Genomic DNA, 15,109 nt, shown 5'->3' on the forward strand with positions numbered 1-15,109 from the left:
AGGCCTAGGACGTCGCGGTGAGGGCGACCATGACGACCGCGCAGACGAGCACGACCACGCCGGCCATGGCGAGCACCGCGCAGGCGACGCACCCTTGCCCGCCACGGCCGGGGCGGGCCGTCGCCACGACGTCCGGGCCGTCGGCGTAGTGGACGGTGACGATGTCGCCCTCGAGTATCGTCCCCGGACCGCCTTCCTCCTCGAAACGGACGACCCGGCCGTCACGGGCCCTGAATTCGTACACATGGCGCAGCGCGGTGCGCACCCCCGTGTCGCCGCCCCCGTGGGCCATCGCGTACACCCGCAGGCACCGCCCCTCGGCGGTCAGCCCGCTCGTCCAGGCGCTGCGCATCCGCAGCCAGCGCCGCACCACGACGTACGCGGCCAAAAGGACCACGGCCATGATCTGGACGGGAATGACGTAGAAGAAGGCGTCCATGACAGATCCCCCGAGGTCAGGCACCGATCGCGTGATCGTGTGGGGAACCTACCCCGGGGGAAGCCCGGACTGTCTCAAGCGATGCTCAGAACGTGACGTCCGAGCAGGCGTAGAACGCGTTCGTCGTGTCGGCGATCGTCCACACCGCGACGATCACATGCCGTCCGCTGAGCCCGGACGGCAGGGTGCCGCTGTGCGAGAGGGTGGAGGGGGGTCGCTGGCCGTTGTAGGGGACGGTCAGGAACGGGGTGAGGTTGAGGTCGGAGCGGGACAGGTTGTGGTTCTGGTTCCAGCCCGCCTTCGTGACGTAGTACTTGAAGTCGGTCGTGGCGTGCATGGCGGTGAACTGCCAGCGGAAGGTGTAGCTCTGTCCGCCCGTCACCTTGGTCGCCGGCCAGGCGCTGCCCGACGGGGTCTTCGGTGCGCTGAGCTGGCTGAACTGGCTCAGGCCTGCGTTGCATATCTGCCCGTCGGCAGGGCCTGAGGCCGGGAAGCCCTTCGGGCCCTCGACGCTCTGCGGCTCCCACTGGATCGGGCCGCAGTTCGCCACCGTGCCGTTCTGGCAGAGCTTCTGCCTGCTGATGGGGAGGTCGGTGTAGCCGTGGCCGCTGGCGCCGCCGGAGGAGAGCACGAGGGCCCCGGTGGTGGCGAGGCCCACCACGGCGGCGTACCACTTGGTCTTTTTGCGCATGCTGCCGCTCCTGGAGAACGTGGGGGAAGTTCAGTGAGCTTGCAGGTCTAGACCAAGTCCCAGATTATTACCGCACGTTGACCATGTCCATACCAACTACGCGCCCTGTTCCGTTCGCCCCGCGCAGAACGCCACCGTCAAGTCCTTCACCAGCGCCTTGCGTTCGTAGTCGTCCAGTTCCACCAGGCCCCGCATGGTCAGCCGGGTCACCGTGTCCTCCACCGAGTCCACGACCGAGGTCAGCATGCTCGACCGGTGCTGGGCGTCCAGTGCGGCGATCCGGCGGCGGTGCATCGCGGCGGCGACCTCGGGGGCGTACTCGATGCGCAGCGGCTGGACCGAGAAGACCTCGACGCCGACGGGCGCGGTCTCCGCGGCCACCAGCCGGGTCAGTGCCTCCCCCGCAACGTCGACCGAGCCGCGTCCGGAGCCCGGCGCCTCCACCGGGATCCGGGCGAGTGCGGCCTCGACGCACTCACGCAGGTACGTCTCGTGGTCGTCGACGCCGAGCGTGGCCCGCGCGGTGTCCCGCACCCGCCACACCACGAGGACGACGACCCGCAGCCCGACCCCGCTCGCGTCGGCGGCCGGCATCGGCTCGCCGCGCCAGTGCCGCAGCCGCACGTCGACCCGGCGGCGCAGCAGCAGCGGGTTGACCCACATCAGGCCGGTGCGCCGGACGGTTCCCCGGTAGCGGCCGAACAGACCGAGCACCCAGGCGCGTCCGGTGCGGCCCCGGGCCAGACCGCCGAAGCCGAACAGGGCGAGGGCACCGGCTCCGGCGTACGCCGCCCACTGCGCCGGACCGAGGCCCGCGCCCGCGAACTCCGGCAGCCGGAGAGCCTTCAGTGCGAGCGGTGGCAGCATCCCGGCCCACCACGAGGTGACCGCGCACCCGGCCAGCCCGCAGACGCCGGCGAGGACGCCCACCGAGCCCGGCAGCACCCGCGCGGGGCGCTCGGCCAGCTCCGGGTCGACGTCGGGGGCGGGTCGCGGCGTGACCTGGTGGGACCTGCGCAGGCGGGGCTGTTCTCCGGTGCCCTGCCGGCGAGCCACCACCGCGGGTCTCAGCGGTACCGAGACGGGGTCGGGGTCGTCACGGAAGAGCAGATGGACCGGGATCTCGGTGGTCGCCTCGTTCTGGATGAGCCGGGCGGACCGGAACGGTCCCTCGGACTCGGGCGTGTGTGAAGTGGTCGTGCTCATGAGTGCCTCCAGCCTCCGCGCCAGATGCGTCACAACGGGTGATGACGGGACAGGTGATGACGGGCCAGGTGATGACAAGAGGGCGCGCCGGGCGATGACGCGCCGGTGATTACGAGAAGAGCCGCCGCCAGGTCTCCGGCCCCGGGTAACCGTCCGCCGCGCCGCCCCGCCAGCCCTGGGCGCGCTGGAATGCCTCGACGCCCCGCCGGTCCGGCTCGCCCCAGCGCGGCCCCGGCCCGGTCGTGTAGTACTTGCCGAACCCTTTCTTCACCAGCTGTCCGCCGAGCTGGGTGACGTAGATGTTGGTCGCGCCGGGCCGGAACATCGCGCGTCCGGGGTAACCGGGGACCCCGTGCGAGGAAGGCAAGGAAGGCGAGGAGGGCGAGGAGGATACGGGCGGACCCGCCGCCCCCGTCCCCGTCCCACCGCCCGCCTCGATGTCCTTGCCGCCGCCGGTGACCAGCAGCTTCCAGGTCTGCGCCCCGGGCAGCCCGTCCGCGTCCCCGCCCCGCCAGCCCTGCGCCAGCTGGAACGCCTGGGTGGCCCTGCGGTCCGTGTCCGTCCAGCGCGGGCCGGGGCCGGAGGTGTAGTAGCGCCCGGCGCCGCGCTTCACGAGCATCCGGCCGAGCTGGGTGACGTACTTGTTGTTGGCCCCGGGACCGAAGTAGGCGGACCCCGGGTAGGGCGTCACGTCCGGCGCCTGCGGCTTGGCGGTGTCCGGCTCGGCGCCCGCGGCGGCGCCCGCGAGCCCCTTGTAGCGGTAGGCGACGTAACGGTCCGAGTTGCTCCAGTAGGCGTACGGGGTGGCCTGCCCCCGGGCGTACGGGCGGGTCTCCTCGTACGCGAGGTAGTAGGTGCGCGTGTAGTCCGTCCAGCCGCCGAAGATGACGACGTGGGAGCCCTGCTCGGGGTTGTCCGGGTTGTGGAAGAGCAGGATGTCTCCGGGCTGGAGGTCGTCCTTGGCGATCCTGATCCCGTACTGGCCCAGGCTGCCGGTCCATTCGTTGCCCGGCAGGTTCCAGGCCATGGACACGAAGCCCGAGCAGTCCTGCCGGTAGCCGTCGCTCCAGTAGGCGGACATGCTGTACGGCACTCTCGCGGCGACCCAGCTCTTGGCCCGACGGATGATGTCGGCGCGGGTGGTGGTCGGCGCCTTGACGGCGGCGGGCCGGCCGCCGGAGCCGTGCAGCGGGGCCTTGTGTCCCTGGGGGGTGTCGGGCCCGTCGACCCCCGGGATCCCCGGAGGTACCGGGACGTGGGAGGCCGCGAAGGCCGGGGCCGTGTAAACCACGCCGAGGGCGGTGGAGGCCGCGGCGGCGAGGATCAGGGCCCGGGTGGCGGCGGGGTGGCCGCCACCGCCCGTCGAGCGGGGGAGCACGCGCCGCCAGTGGGCGCATCCGGGGCAGTCGCAGTCGCTCGCGGGATCGATTTCCTCGAATACCGGAGTCTCCATGCGACGCCCCTCACACTCCAGATTGAAATGTCCGCAACTGTGCACATTCGTCAGTTTCTCAACTGTCGCCCGCACGCGCATGCTGACGGTCCGAATGATGTACGGCGAGTCCGGAGCACCCTCGCCCGTCGGGTAGAGTTGTGCAGGTCAGCAGGCGCCGCTAGCTCAGTTGGTTAGAGCAGCTGACTCTTAATCAGCGGGTCCGGGGTTCGAGTCCCTGGCGGCGCACCGACATGGAAGGCCCCTCGCTCCGGCGGGGGGCCTTCCTGCGTGAAAGGGGGGTGAACCGGACCGGTCCGGGGGCCGTATGGATGTCCGCAACGACCTCCGCATGGCACCCACAGGAGCCACAATGAACGCGTATGACCGGTAAACACCGTGTTTCGCATCTTGCGATCATGATGAGCACCGTAGAACCCTGGTTTTCAAGATGCTGCGTATACGCGGCAGTTGGGGGGCAAGGAGACGGTTGCCGGTGTTGCGGGGAAAGGGGCCCCGCCGCTGACGATGATGCCGGAGGGGGCGTCTGCAACCGGAAGGTCGCTGTTACCTGTCTCATGCTGTGAAGACGGTGGTGACTGCGGCCCACCACTGATACGTCTGAAAAGGTCGAGGGGGACCAGCTCAGCCGTAAGGAACCGACGACACGCGGCCTGTCCGCGTGTGGGGGGATGACTCATGACGTCGACGCCGACGGGCGCCCGGCAGAATTTCGACCCGTCCGACACCACTCAGCTCAGGCTGCCTTCGCATCGGACCGGCACACTGCGCCGGATAAAGAAGACACTTCCGAAGTACGACTACGAGCACTACAGCAGACTGGCCGGTCCCCTCACGCAGCCCGACCCGGGCCAGCCCTACAAGGTGCAGTACCGCTCGTTGATCTCGCAGGAGCCGCACCGCATCCGGGTCGCCCTGATGCTCGCCGCGGCCCCGCTGCTCTCGCTGGTCCTGCTGGCCTGGCTGCTGCAGCCCGAGCACTGGACCGAGCGCGACTACCCGGCCTTCTCGTGGCTGCCGGCCCTGGACATCGTCATGCTCGTCTCGATCGGCCTGATCGAGTTCTTCCGCTGCATGAACGTCCTGTCCAACGCGCACGCGACCCTGGTCGCCCGTGACCCGATCCCGGTGGTGCCCGAGACCGGCACCAGAGTGGCCTTCCTCACCTCCTTCGTGCCCGGCAAGGAGCCGTTGGAGATGGTGACCCGGACACTCGAAGCCGCGGTGAAGATCCGCCACCGCGGCCTCATGCATGTCTGGCTCCTGGACGAGGGCGACGACCCGGAGGTCAAGGAGGTGTGCGCCCGGCTCGGCGTGCACCACTTCTCCCGCAAGGGCGTCGAGAAGTGGAACCAGCCCAAGGGCCCGCACCGCGCCAAGACCAAGCACGGCAACTACAACGCCTGGCTGGACGCGCACGGCGACCAGTACGACTTCTTCGCCTCCGTGGACACCGACCACGTGCCGCTGCCCAACTACCTGGAGCGGATGCTCGGCTTCTTCCGCGACCCGGACGTCGGCTTCGTGATCGGCCCGCAGGTCTACGGCAACTACGACAACTTCGTCACCAAGGCCGCCGAGTCCCAGCAGTTCCTCTTCCACGCGCTGATCCAGCGCGCCGGCAACAAGTACGGCTCCCCGATGTTCGTGGGGACCTCCAACGCCGTACGGATCAAGACGCTGAAGCAGATCGGCGGGCTGTACGACTCGATCACCGAGGACATGGCCACCGGCTTCGAGATCCACCGCGCCAAGAACCCGGCGACCGGCAGGAAGTGGCGCTCGGTCTACACCCCGGACGTGCTCGCGGTCGGCGAGGGCCCGAGCGCCTGGACGGACTTCTTCACCCAGCAGATGCGCTGGTCGCGCGGGACGTACGAGACGATCCTCAAGCAGTACTGGAAGGGCTGGTACTCGCTGCCGCCGAGCAAGCTCTTCAACTACACGATGATGATCATCTTCTACCCGATGTCCGCCCTCAACTGGATCCTCGCGGCCCTGAGTTGCGCGCTGTTCCTGGGCCTGGGCGCCTCGGGTGTGAACATCGACCCGACCGTGTGGCTGATGCTCTACGGCAACGCCTCCGCGCTCCAGATCGGCCTGTACATCTGGAACCGCCGTCACAACGTCTCCCCGCACGAGCCGGAGGGCTCCGGTGGTGTGGCCGGCATGGTGATGTCGGCACTGTCCGCCCCGCTGTACGCGAAGGCGCTGGTCGACTCGCTGCTGCGGCGCAAGAGCAAGTTCGTGGTGACGCCCAAGGGCGACTCGGCCAGCCCCGACCGGTGGTTCGCGACCTTCCGCTACCACTGGTACTTCATCGCGATCTTCGGTGGCTCGATCGGTGCGGGTGTCGCCCTCGGGCACTCCCACCCCGCGATGATCACCTGGGCGACCTTCGCCATGCTGATCACCGCGACACCGATCTTCACCTGGCGGCACATGCTGCGACAGGCGAAGAAGAAGCCCGCCACCGCACCGCAGGAGACGGTGGTTCCGGCCCAGGTTCCGGCACACCAGCAGTACCAGCCGCAGCCGCTGCCGGCCGCTCAGCACGCTCCCGCTCAGCACGCACCGGCGGGCAAGCCGAGCTGGGCCGACTCGAACACGCACGACGAGGGCAACGACCAGACCATGCAGATCGCCCTCGGTGGACTTGGGGGACGTAAGGAATGAACGACCGTGCAGGCCGCCGCCGCGCCCGTCGACTCGCGATCGGTACGGCGGTGGTGCTCGCGCTGGCCGGGATGAACGGCCCGTGGCTGTACCGCTTCGGGACGGCGAAATACCACCAGTACCAGATCAACAAGCCCGAGTACAAAGCCGAGAACGGCAAGTGGGAGATCGTCGATTTCCCCGAGGAGTACCGGCAGAACACCATCCACGCGGCGCTGCTGCGCACCGGGAAGGTGCTGCTGGTGGCGGGCTCGGGCAACAACCAGGACAACTTCGACGCGAAGAGGTTCGACACCCGGATCTGGGACCCGGTCAAGGGCACCATCAAGAAGGTGCCGACACCCAAGGACCTGTTCTGCACGGGGCACACCCAGCTGGCGAACGGCAATCTGCTGATCGCCGGCGGCACCAAGCGGTACGAGAAGCTCAAGGGTGACGTCACCAAGGCCGGCGGCCTGATGATCGTCCACAACGAGAACCCGGACCAGCCGATCACCCTGCCGGCCGGGACCAAGTTCACCGGCAAGGAGAACGGCAGGACGTTCGTGTCGAGGGACCCGGTCGTCGTCGAGCGGGCCACGAAGGTCTTCGACAAGCAGACCGGGCAGTTCCTGCGCAACGACCCCGGGCTGGGGCGTATCTATGTCGAGGCACAGAAGAGCGGCGCCAAGTACGAGACGGGTACCCAGGACAACTACCGGATCCAGGGGCTGACCGGGACCGATGCCCGTAACACCTACGGCATCGCGCAGAAGCTCGCGCTCGACAAGAAGGACTTCCAGGGCATCCGGGACGCCTTCGAGTTCGATCCGGTCGCGGAGAAGTACATCAAGGTCGACCCGATGAAGGAGGCCCGCTGGTATCCGACGCTCACCACCCTGAGCGACGGGAAGGTCCTCAGTGTCTCCGGGCTCGACGACATCGGGCAGCTGGTGCCGGGCAAGAACGAGGTGTTCGACCCGAAGACCAAGAAGTGGACGTACCTGCCGACGGTCCGCCAGTTCCCGACGTATCCGGCGCTGTTCCTCCTGCAGAACGGCAAGGTCTTCTACTCGGGGTCCAACGCGGGGTACGGGCCGGACAACGTGGGCCGGGTGCCGGGCATCTGGGACGTGGACACCAACAAGTTCACGAAGATCCCCGGGCTCAGCGACGCCAACAGGATGGAGACCTCCGGGACCGTGCTGCTGCCGCCGGCGCAGGACGAGAAGTTCATGGTGATCGGGGGCGGCGGGGTCGGCGAGTCCGCGCTGTCCAGCAACCGGACGCGGATCGTGGACATGAAGGCGGACAGCCCGAAGTTCGTGGACGGGCCGACGCTGGAGAAGGGGACGCGGTATCCGCAGGCGTCGATCCTGCCCGACGACAGCGTGCTGGTGTCCGGGGGGTCGGAGGACTATCGCGGGCGCGGTGACTCCAACATCCTCCAGGCCCGGCTGTACCACCCGGACACGAACACGTTCACGTCGGTGGCCGATCCGTTGGTGGGGCGCAACTACCACTCCGGGTCGCTGCTGTTGCCGGACGGGCGGGTGATGTTCTTCGGGTCGGACTCGCTGTACGGGGACAAGGCGAACACGAAGCCGGGTGTCTTCGAGCAGCGGATCGAGATCTATACGCCGCCGTATCTGTACCGGGATTCTCGGCCGTCGCTGTCCGGGGGGCCGCAGACGATCGCTCGGGGGGCTTCGGGGACGTTCACGTCTCCGCAGGCTTCTGTGATCAAGAAGGTGCGGTTGATTCGGCCCAGTGCGTCGACTCATGTGACGGATGTGGATCAGCGGTCGATCGAGCTGAAGTTCACGGTGTCCGGGGACAAGGTGAAGGTGACTGTGCCGGGGAACAAGAACTTGGTTCAGTCGGGGTGGTACATGCTGTTCGTCGATGACGATCAGGGGACGCCGTCGAAGGCACAGTGGGTTCGGGTGCCGTAGTACCAAAAACGCTCCCGCACCTTTGCTTTCGGGTGCGGGAGCGTTCTGTCCGGCTAAGTACCTGAAGCCTGCGCCAGTTTCAATGCGTAGGTCGGCCACCACTTGCCCGCCTTCGGGCCGCCCTTGCACTCGCCGTCCGACTCGCCCGGGCGCTTGACCCACAGGTAGGCGTCCACCAGCGGGTCCGCCGTCTTGATGGTCGGGGTCTCGCCCAGGGCCCTGCCCGGTGGGTTGCACCAGCGTTCGTTCTCGTCGCCGGCCTTGTAGGGGCCGTTGCCGTTGCGGCTGGTGTCGATGACGAAGTGTTTGTCGCCGACCTTGGCGGAGAGCTGCTTGCCGTAGGCGATGGAGTCCTCGGTGGAGTAGAAGTTGGAGACGTTCACCGAGAAGCCGTCGGCCTTGTCGATGCCGGCCCACTTAAGGGATTCGAAGATCTGGTCGGGGTGGCCCCAGCCCGCGTTGCCCGCGTCGAGGTAGACCTTCGTGTCCTTCAGGGCGCCGAGCTTCTCGATGGCACCGGTGAGCAGGTCGTAGCGCTCCTCGTGGAACTCGTCCTTGGTGCAGCCGTCGACCAGGTGCAGGACGGCGTCCGGTTCGAGGATCACGGTCGCCGACCGGTCGCCGATGCCCGCGGCCACGCCGTCGATCCAGGTCCGGTAGGCGTTGCCGTCGGCGGCGCCGCCCTGGGAGTACTGACCGCAGTCGCGGTGCGGGATGTTGTAGAGGACGAGCAGGGCCGTACGGCCGGCCCGGTCCGCGGCCTCGGTGAAGCCGCGCGCCTCCTGCTCCGGGTTCTCCGTGCCGATCCACTCGCCGGTCGGCTGCTGGGCGATCTTGCGGATCTGTTCGGCCTCGTCGTCCTTGCCGCTCTTCACGTACGCCGCGACCTGCTTGGCCGCGTTGCTGTCCGGGTTGACCCAGAACGGGTCGGCCTCCTTGGGCTGCTGGGTGATCCCGGCACCGGGCTTGTCGCCCCCGCCCTCCTTCTCCGGTTCCCCCGACGACGAACACGCGGCGAGCAGCAGTGCCGCCCCCAGCACCGCCGCGGACGCCCGTGCGCGGGCCGCCCTCCTGGCCCCCCTGCTGACGTACATCCAATTCCCCCCTGGGTGCACCGTGGCAAGTCTCAATCGTGACACACCGGTCGCGCGGCCCACGAGCTCGCCGGAGCCTTGTCCAGGAGCTGTTACAGCCCCGAAGGTCGGGGTAGGGGCGCGCCGTACGGGGGCGCTCGTCGACGAGGGGAGTGCTCAGCGATGCGGAACGCCACCTGGGAGATCCGGCTGGCTTCGGCGCTGGTGGAGGCGGCGGACACTCTGGCCGAGGACTTCGAGGCCACCCGGTACTTACAACAGGTCTCCGACCGCTGCGTGGAGCTGCTGGACGCGCGGGCGGCCGGGGTGATGCTCATCGACGGCGGCCGTTCGGTGTCGCTGGCCGCCAGCAGCCGGCACGAGCAGGTGGCCCTCGATCTGCTGGAGGCGCAGCGCGGCGGCGGGCCCTGCCTGGACAGTTACGGCTCGGGAAAACCCGTGCCTCCGGTCTCCATACGGGTCGCCCACGCGGCCGCCCGCTGGCCCGACTTCACCGAACGGGCCCTCGGGCACGACATCGTGACCACGTTCGCGGTCCCGCTGCGCTGCCGCGAGAACCTGCTGGGCGCCCTCAACGTGTTCGCGCCGACACTGCCCGGCACCGGTCCGGACGACGACGTCACCTCCGATCTCCATGTCGCCCAGGCTCTCGCCGACGCCGCCGCCCTCGGTCTGCAGAACCGTCACACCTACGCCCGGTACCGCACCCTGTCCGGTCAGTTGCAGCAAGCCCTGTCCAGCAGGGTCCGCGTCGAGCAGGCCAAGGGGATGCTCGCCGAGCGCTGGGGCGTTGCCGCCGACCAGGCGTTCATGGCGCTACGGCAGTACGCGCGACGGCACCGGCTGCCCCTGGACCAGGTGGCCGGCGCGGTCATCGAGGGCGCCGCGGACGACGCCGAACTGCTCCGGGAGATCGACGCAGGCGCCGGCGGACCCGCGTAGAACCCATGGCCACCAGCGTGGATGACGGAGAGCCACGAGTACGGGACTTGGCGTCAACCAGCCTCTAGGCCCGGGCGCTCATCCGTTCTAGAGTCTTCTCATGAGTGACGGCCCCAGCCCCTGGCCGCAGTCATCACCACCGAGCTTCCAGACCTCCCGCGCCCGCCGGGTTACTCCCGCAACCCGTGCGCGCGTGGTCGAGGACCGGCCCGGTCGGCGACTTCAGGGGGAGCGGGTCGCCGACCGGGCCGGTGATGCCTGCGGGAGTCCTACAGGCCGGTGCCCGTCAGATACGCCGAGACGATCACGTTCGCCGTGTAGCTGCGGCTCGTCCGGTCGAAGGTGCCGCCGCAGGTGATCAGGCGCAGTTCGGCGCGGCCCGGCACGCGGGGGCCGTAGGCCTGGTGGGCGTCGAAGTGGTCGCGGCCGAGGACCCGCACGTCGTCCACGGTGAACTCGGCGACCCTGCCGTCGTCGCGGATCACCCGGACCGTCTCGCCCGGTTCCAGGGCGCCGATCCGGTGGAAGACGGCGGGCCGGGTCTCGGTGTCGACGTGTCCCACCATGAGCGCGGTCCCGGCGGCCCCGGGTTGCGCGCCGGCCGCGTACCAGCCGACGACGCCGGGCCGGCCGAAGGGCGGCGGGTCGGGGGCGCCCCGGGCGTCCAGGCCACGGGCCACCACGGGCGCCTGCACCCCGAGGTCCGGGACGTCGAGGCGCAGGGGCCGCGCTCCCGTCAACGGCCGTGCGGCGGGCGGCAGTTCGACGGCGTCAGGGGGACGCCCGAGTGCGGCCACGTCACCGAAGGCCGGCGCGGACCTGCCGTGCCGTACGTCGGTGAGCTCGCTGCCCCACAGCCACAGCCCGAGGAGCAGCACCGCCCAGGTCACGCCGGTCAGCAGCCGTTGGCACGTCACCGGTCAGCCCGTCCCGCGGCTCCGGCGGCTGCGGCGCAGCACGACGGCCAGCGCCGCGGCCCCGGTGAGCACCAGGCCCGTCACCGCCTGCCCGGTGCCGGGTCCGGTGGCCTGGGGCGCCATGGAGGACAGGTGGGTGGCGGTCCAGCCGCCGCCTGCGTCGACGGGGGCGGCGGGGGACGCCGGGGCGGCGCCGCCCTTCGCCGTTGCGACGGTGATCCTGCCCTTCACCTCGAGGTCGGCGCAGGTGATCCGCACGTCGTAGGGGCCGGGCTCGGCCGAGGAGCGGACACGGGTCTCACCGGCGAGCCTGCCGCCGGTCCCCGTCAGCCGGGCGTCGGCGACGAACGCGGCCGAGGCGGCGGTGGCCGTCCTCCCCGCGCAGCCGGTCACCCGCAGCGTGAGGTCGGCGCCGGCGGCCGGGATCGACGGGGTCACCGAGACGCTGCCGCCGTCCGCGGCCTGCGCGGGCGGGGCGAAGGCGGCGAGAGCCAGGGTCGCGGTACAGAGAGTGAGGCGTAGGGAACGCATCGTGAACCTCCAGATGTCTGGAGGGTCTCCCGGGGGCCGGGGGCGCGCACCCCGGGAGGCACCGCGTTGCTCCGTTCGGGTCAGGCCGCAGATCCTCGCGTCTTGGGCTGCGCTTGAGTCTCCAGCCGCCGGAGGGTTCAGGATCCTCCTCATGGACGACGAACGCCCCGACGTGCTCACCATTGGCCGGCTCGCGCACCGCACCGGACTTCCGGTACGTACCCTGCGCTTCTGGTCGGACGAGGGCGCGGTGCCGCCTGTGGGCCGTTCCGCGGGCGGCTACCGGTTGTACGACGCCGAGTCCGTGGCCCGCGTCGAGCTGGTCCGCACCCTGCGGGAGCTGGGCCTCGGGCTCGACGACGTGTGCCGTGTCCTGAGCGGCCGCACCACGGTCGCCGCGGTCGCCGACACGCATGTGGCCGCGCTCGACGCGCAGATCCGCTCCCTCAAGGTGAGCCGGGCCGTCCTGTCCACCGTGGCGAAACGGGGTTCGACCGTTGAGGAGACAGCACTGATGAACCGTTTGGCGCGGCTTTCCGCCGCCGAGCGCAAGCAGATCATCGACGAGTTCAAGGAGGAGGTGTTCGGCGGCCTCGACGACCCGCGCCTGCTCGACCGCATGCGCGCCTTCAGCATCGAATTGCCCGACGACCCCACACCTGAGCAGGTCGACGCCTGGATCGAACTGGCCGAATTGGTTCGGGACCCCGGGTTCCGCGCCCGGTTGCGCACATGGATGGAGCTCAACACGCCCATACCGGGGCAGAGCCGTCCCCCCGGGGCGTCCATCTGGTGGGCCAGGCAGATCGTGCAGACCGTCACGGAGGTCAGAAAAGGCGGGGTTGCTCCCGAGGGGCCGGCAGCGGCCGAGGTGCTGTCCGAGCTGTTCGGTGACGCCGATCGGGCCGCCGTGCTGCGCAGCCTGGAGGCCGGGATCGAGGCGGGAGCGGAGCACTACCGCAGGCTCGTCGCCCGTGTGCGGGGGCAGAACGCGTCGCCCGACGCGACCGAGGAGCTGGAATGGCTGGCGCGGGCGCTGCGCGCCGCGGATCAGACCTGACCCGGTGCCCGACCTGGGCACGGGACAGGCCGCCGACCTTGCGGTGCCGCTCGACCGGGACGAGCTGATCGCCCACGGGCCGCGACTGTCCGGCAACGGCGGCGGCGGTCCGGAGGCCGGCCCCAGGACACGGCACGCGCCATCCCGACCCCGGACCGGTACGCCGCCTCCGGGTGAGACGGTGCGATCGCGTTTCGGCGAAAAATGATTGAGACGGCAACCTTTCCGCTCCGAGTGGCCACTTAGGCGTGTACCGACGAGGGCGAGCCGTGGTCAGCGGCGCTACGCCCTCTGCGTTAAGACCCTGATCGGAGCATTACGTGTCATCAGACGACCCGAGACCCGCCGAGCAGCCGATGCCTCGGGGGCGCACGCCCCGCCGTAGCCGGATGCGCCGGCATCTGGTCGGGGGAGCGGTGGCGGTGCTCGCCGCCTCGGCCGGTGTCGGCGCCCTGGCGCCCAGCGCGGGCGCCGCGGCGACCGTCGGCATCAGCGTGGATGCCGGTACCTCCTTGGGCACGGTGCCCAGCAGTGGTGTCGGCCTCAACACGGGCGTCGGCGACGACCGCATGGGGGACGCCAAGGTGACATCGCTGATGAAGGCCGCGGGAGTTCGGCAGCTTCGCTATCCCGGCGGCTCCGGCGCGGACGACTTCCACTGGAAGACCCACACCATGGGCAACGGCGGCTGGATCGTGCCCAACACCGACTTCGACAGCTTCATGGCCACCGCGAAGAAGGTCGGCGCCCAGCCGATCCTGACCGCGAACTACGGTTCCGGCACCCCCCAGGAGGCCGCCGACTGGGTCAAGTACGCCAACGTCGACAAAGGTTACGGCGTGAAGTACTGGGAGATCGGCAACGAGGTCTACGGCAACGGGCACTACGGCAACGGCAAGGGCTGGGAAACCGACACGCACGCCGACAAGAGCCCGAAGGAGTACGGGAAGAACCTGGTCGCCTACGCGAAGGCGATGAAGGCCGTGGACCCGAAGGTGAAGATCGGAGCGGTGCTCACCACCCCCGGCTTCTGGCCGGACGCGGAAAAGGCTCCCGGTGACACCGCCGACTGGAACAACACGGTGCTCTCCATCGCGGGACGCTCGATCGACTTCGTCATCGTCCACTGGTATCCGGGCGGCAAAACCACGGCCGACCTGCTGAAGACCCCCTCCCGGATCGCCGGTGTGAGGTCCTCGCTGCGCTCGCTGATCGCCAAGTACGCGGGCTCGCGCGCTGCTTCGGTGGAGATCGCGGTCACCGAGACCGACGCCGCATTCTCACCCGCCCTGACCAGCCAGGCCGCAGCCCTGTTCGCGCCGGACACCTACATGACCTGGTTCGAGCAAGGCGCCACCCACGTGGACTGGTGGAACCTGCACAACGGCACGGACCAGGCACCCACCACCGTCAACGGCCAGACCGACTACCAGGACGGGGGCATTCTCTCCGCCGGAACCTGCGCCGGGGGGAAGTGTCAACCGCGGCGCGACACGCCCTTCCCCACCTACTGGGGCCTCCGCTCACTGACCGCACTGGCGAAGCCTGGCGACACCATGGTCAAGTCGTCCTCGCGCAGCTCGTCGGTCGCTGTGCACGCGGTGCGGAGCAGCAACGGCGGTCTGAACGTCATGCTGACCAACAAGAGCCCGCAGAACGCGGCGCAGGTGTCGCTCTCGTACGCCGGATTCACCCCGGCCGCAGGGGCGGTCACGACCGTTTCGTATGCCAAGGGAGGCACCGCCCTGACGACGGCGAAGCGGGGCACGGCGGTCGCGCAGACGCTGCCGCCGTACTCGATCACGACTCTTCAGCTGAAGCCCGCGCCCGGGACAGCCGGCGCTGACAAGCCGACGCCCGCCGCCACGCCGACCGCCGTCACGCCGGTTGTCTCGGCCCCCGGCACGACCGGCACCCGTGCGCAGGGGGGGATCGGCGCACCCGTCGGCCAGCCGAGCCCGAGCAGCACGTCCGGCGACCTGGCTTCCACCGGGGCGAGCAACGCTGTCACGTACAGCGCCCTCGGTGGCCTTCTGGTCATCGCCGGCGGCGGCGTGCTGGTGCTTCGCGGACGTCGCCGCAGGGGTTTGCACGGGAAGTGAGACCGCGTGAGTGACCGACGGCCCGGCAGCAACGCCACCCACCCGTGGCGTACGCGCCGGGCCG

The 15,109-nt window shown here is 69.7% G+C and carries 12 protein-coding genes and 1 tRNA gene; 6 read left to right on the forward strand and 7 right to left on the reverse strand.

Features of this window, described 5'->3' with window-relative positions:
- Nucleotides 1–4 precede the first annotated feature (4 nt).
- From ACGFWE_RS14805 to ACGFWE_RS14820, 4 genes are all read right to left on the reverse strand, one after another.
- Nucleotides 5–439: a hypothetical protein gene (locus ACGFWE_RS14805; RefSeq protein WP_352391302.1), complete on the reverse strand. Its 435-nt coding sequence runs from the start codon at nt 437–439 to the stop codon at nt 5–7.
- A gap of 85 nt (nt 440–524) precedes the next feature.
- On the reverse strand, nt 525–1,130 hold the full coding sequence (locus ACGFWE_RS14810; protein ID WP_393600099.1) for a lytic polysaccharide monooxygenase: 606 nt from the start codon (nt 1,128–1,130) through the stop codon (nt 525–527).
- Nucleotides 1,131–1,226: 96 nt separating this feature from the next.
- Nucleotides 1,227–2,336, reverse strand: coding sequence for an SPFH domain-containing protein (locus ACGFWE_RS14815; RefSeq protein WP_352391301.1), 1,110 nt, complete (start codon nt 2,334–2,336; stop codon nt 1,227–1,229).
- A gap of 109 nt (nt 2,337–2,445) precedes the next feature.
- Nucleotides 2,446–3,789, reverse strand: coding sequence for a peptidoglycan-binding protein (locus ACGFWE_RS14820; protein WP_393600100.1), 1,344 nt, complete (start codon nt 3,787–3,789; stop codon nt 2,446–2,448).
- 154 nt (nt 3,790–3,943) lie between these two features.
- Here ACGFWE_RS14820 and ACGFWE_RS14825 point away from each other — a divergent pair.
- From ACGFWE_RS14825 to ACGFWE_RS14835, 3 genes are all read left to right on the forward strand, one after another.
- Nucleotides 3,944–4,017: transfer RNA gene (locus ACGFWE_RS14825), tRNA-Lys, on the forward strand.
- Between the two features lie 450 nt (nt 4,018–4,467).
- Nucleotides 4,468–6,465, forward strand: coding sequence for a glycosyltransferase family 2 protein (locus ACGFWE_RS14830; protein WP_352391299.1), 1,998 nt, complete (start codon nt 4,468–4,470; stop codon nt 6,463–6,465).
- Nucleotides 6,462–8,399, forward strand: coding sequence for a galactose oxidase-like domain-containing protein (locus ACGFWE_RS14835; RefSeq protein ID WP_393600101.1), 1,938 nt, complete (start codon nt 6,462–6,464; stop codon nt 8,397–8,399). Before ACGFWE_RS14830 ends, ACGFWE_RS14835 begins: the two co-directional genes overlap by 4 nt.
- Before the next feature lie 53 nt (nt 8,400–8,452).
- On the opposite strand, the gene ACGFWE_RS14840 is transcribed toward ACGFWE_RS14835, so the two are convergent.
- Nucleotides 8,453–9,493 (reverse strand): glycoside hydrolase family 6 protein, encoded by a 1,041-nt coding sequence (locus ACGFWE_RS14840; RefSeq protein ID WP_393600102.1) that lies wholly within the window; start codon nt 9,491–9,493, stop codon nt 8,453–8,455.
- A gap of 162 nt (nt 9,494–9,655) precedes the next feature.
- Between ACGFWE_RS14840 and ACGFWE_RS14845 the strand changes: the two genes are divergently transcribed.
- Entirely contained in the window at nt 9,656–10,435 is a 780-nt protein-coding gene (locus ACGFWE_RS14845) for a GAF and ANTAR domain-containing protein (protein ID WP_352391296.1), read from the forward strand.
- 269 nt (nt 10,436–10,704) lie between these two features.
- On the opposite strand, the gene ACGFWE_RS14850 is transcribed toward ACGFWE_RS14845, so the two are convergent.
- Both ACGFWE_RS14850 and ACGFWE_RS14855 read right to left on the reverse strand, forming a co-directional pair.
- Entirely contained in the window at nt 10,705–11,352 is a 648-nt protein-coding gene (locus ACGFWE_RS14850) for a class F sortase (RefSeq protein WP_352391295.1), read from the reverse strand.
- Between the two features lie 3 nt (nt 11,353–11,355).
- Nucleotides 11,356–11,883 (reverse strand): hypothetical protein, encoded by a 528-nt coding sequence (locus tag ACGFWE_RS14855; RefSeq protein ID WP_393600103.1) that lies wholly within the window; start codon nt 11,881–11,883, stop codon nt 11,356–11,358.
- Nucleotides 11,884–12,034: 151 nt separating this feature from the next.
- Between ACGFWE_RS14855 and ACGFWE_RS14860 the strand changes: the two genes are divergently transcribed.
- Nucleotides 12,035–12,943, forward strand: coding sequence for a MerR family transcriptional regulator (locus tag ACGFWE_RS14860; RefSeq protein ID WP_393600104.1), 909 nt, complete (start codon nt 12,035–12,037; stop codon nt 12,941–12,943).
- Nucleotides 12,944–13,332: 389 nt separating this feature from the next.
- The gene (locus tag ACGFWE_RS14865) at nt 13,333–15,045 is read left to right on the forward strand and encodes an LPXTG cell wall anchor domain-containing protein (RefSeq protein ID WP_393600105.1); all 1,713 of its coding nucleotides are present in this window, start codon (nt 13,333–13,335) and stop codon (nt 15,043–15,045) included.
- Nucleotides 15,046–15,109: the final 64 nt, after the last annotated feature.

Source organism: Streptomyces sp. NPDC048523 (genome assembly GCF_043199815.1).
Classification (GTDB): Bacteria; Actinomycetota; Actinomycetes; order Streptomycetales; family Streptomycetaceae; genus Streptomyces.

What these genes read in the sequence shown, in the direction of transcription:
- ACGFWE_RS14805 (WP_352391302.1), bottom strand. Translation starts at nt 439, where the DNA reads ATGGACGCCTTCTTCTACGTCATTCCCGTCCAGATCATGGCCGTGGTC.
- ACGFWE_RS14810 (WP_393600099.1), bottom strand. Translation starts at nt 1,130, where the DNA reads ATGCGCAAAAAGACCAAGTGGTACGCCGCCGTGGTGGGCCTCGCCACC.
- ACGFWE_RS14815 (WP_352391301.1), bottom strand. Translation starts at nt 2,336, where the DNA reads ATGAGCACGACCACTTCACACACGCCCGAGTCCGAGGGACCGTTCCGG.
- ACGFWE_RS14820 (WP_393600100.1), bottom strand. Translation starts at nt 3,789, where the DNA reads ATGGAGACTCCGGTATTCGAGGAAATCGATCCCGCGAGCGACTGCGAC.
- ACGFWE_RS14830 (WP_352391299.1), top strand. Translation starts at nt 4,468, where the DNA reads ATGACGTCGACGCCGACGGGCGCCCGGCAGAATTTCGACCCGTCCGAC.
- ACGFWE_RS14835 (WP_393600101.1), top strand. Translation starts at nt 6,462, where the DNA reads ATGAACGACCGTGCAGGCCGCCGCCGCGCCCGTCGACTCGCGATCGGT.
- ACGFWE_RS14840 (WP_393600102.1), bottom strand. Translation starts at nt 9,493, where the DNA reads ATGTACGTCAGCAGGGGGGCCAGGAGGGCGGCCCGCGCACGGGCGTCC.
- ACGFWE_RS14845 (WP_352391296.1), top strand. Translation starts at nt 9,656, where the DNA reads ATGCGGAACGCCACCTGGGAGATCCGGCTGGCTTCGGCGCTGGTGGAG.
- ACGFWE_RS14855 (WP_393600103.1), bottom strand. Translation starts at nt 11,883, where the DNA reads ATGCGTTCCCTACGCCTCACTCTCTGTACCGCGACCCTGGCTCTCGCC.
- ACGFWE_RS14860 (WP_393600104.1), top strand. Translation starts at nt 12,035, where the DNA reads ATGGACGACGAACGCCCCGACGTGCTCACCATTGGCCGGCTCGCGCAC.
- ACGFWE_RS14865 (WP_393600105.1), top strand. Translation starts at nt 13,333, where the DNA reads ATGCGCCGGCATCTGGTCGGGGGAGCGGTGGCGGTGCTCGCCGCCTCG.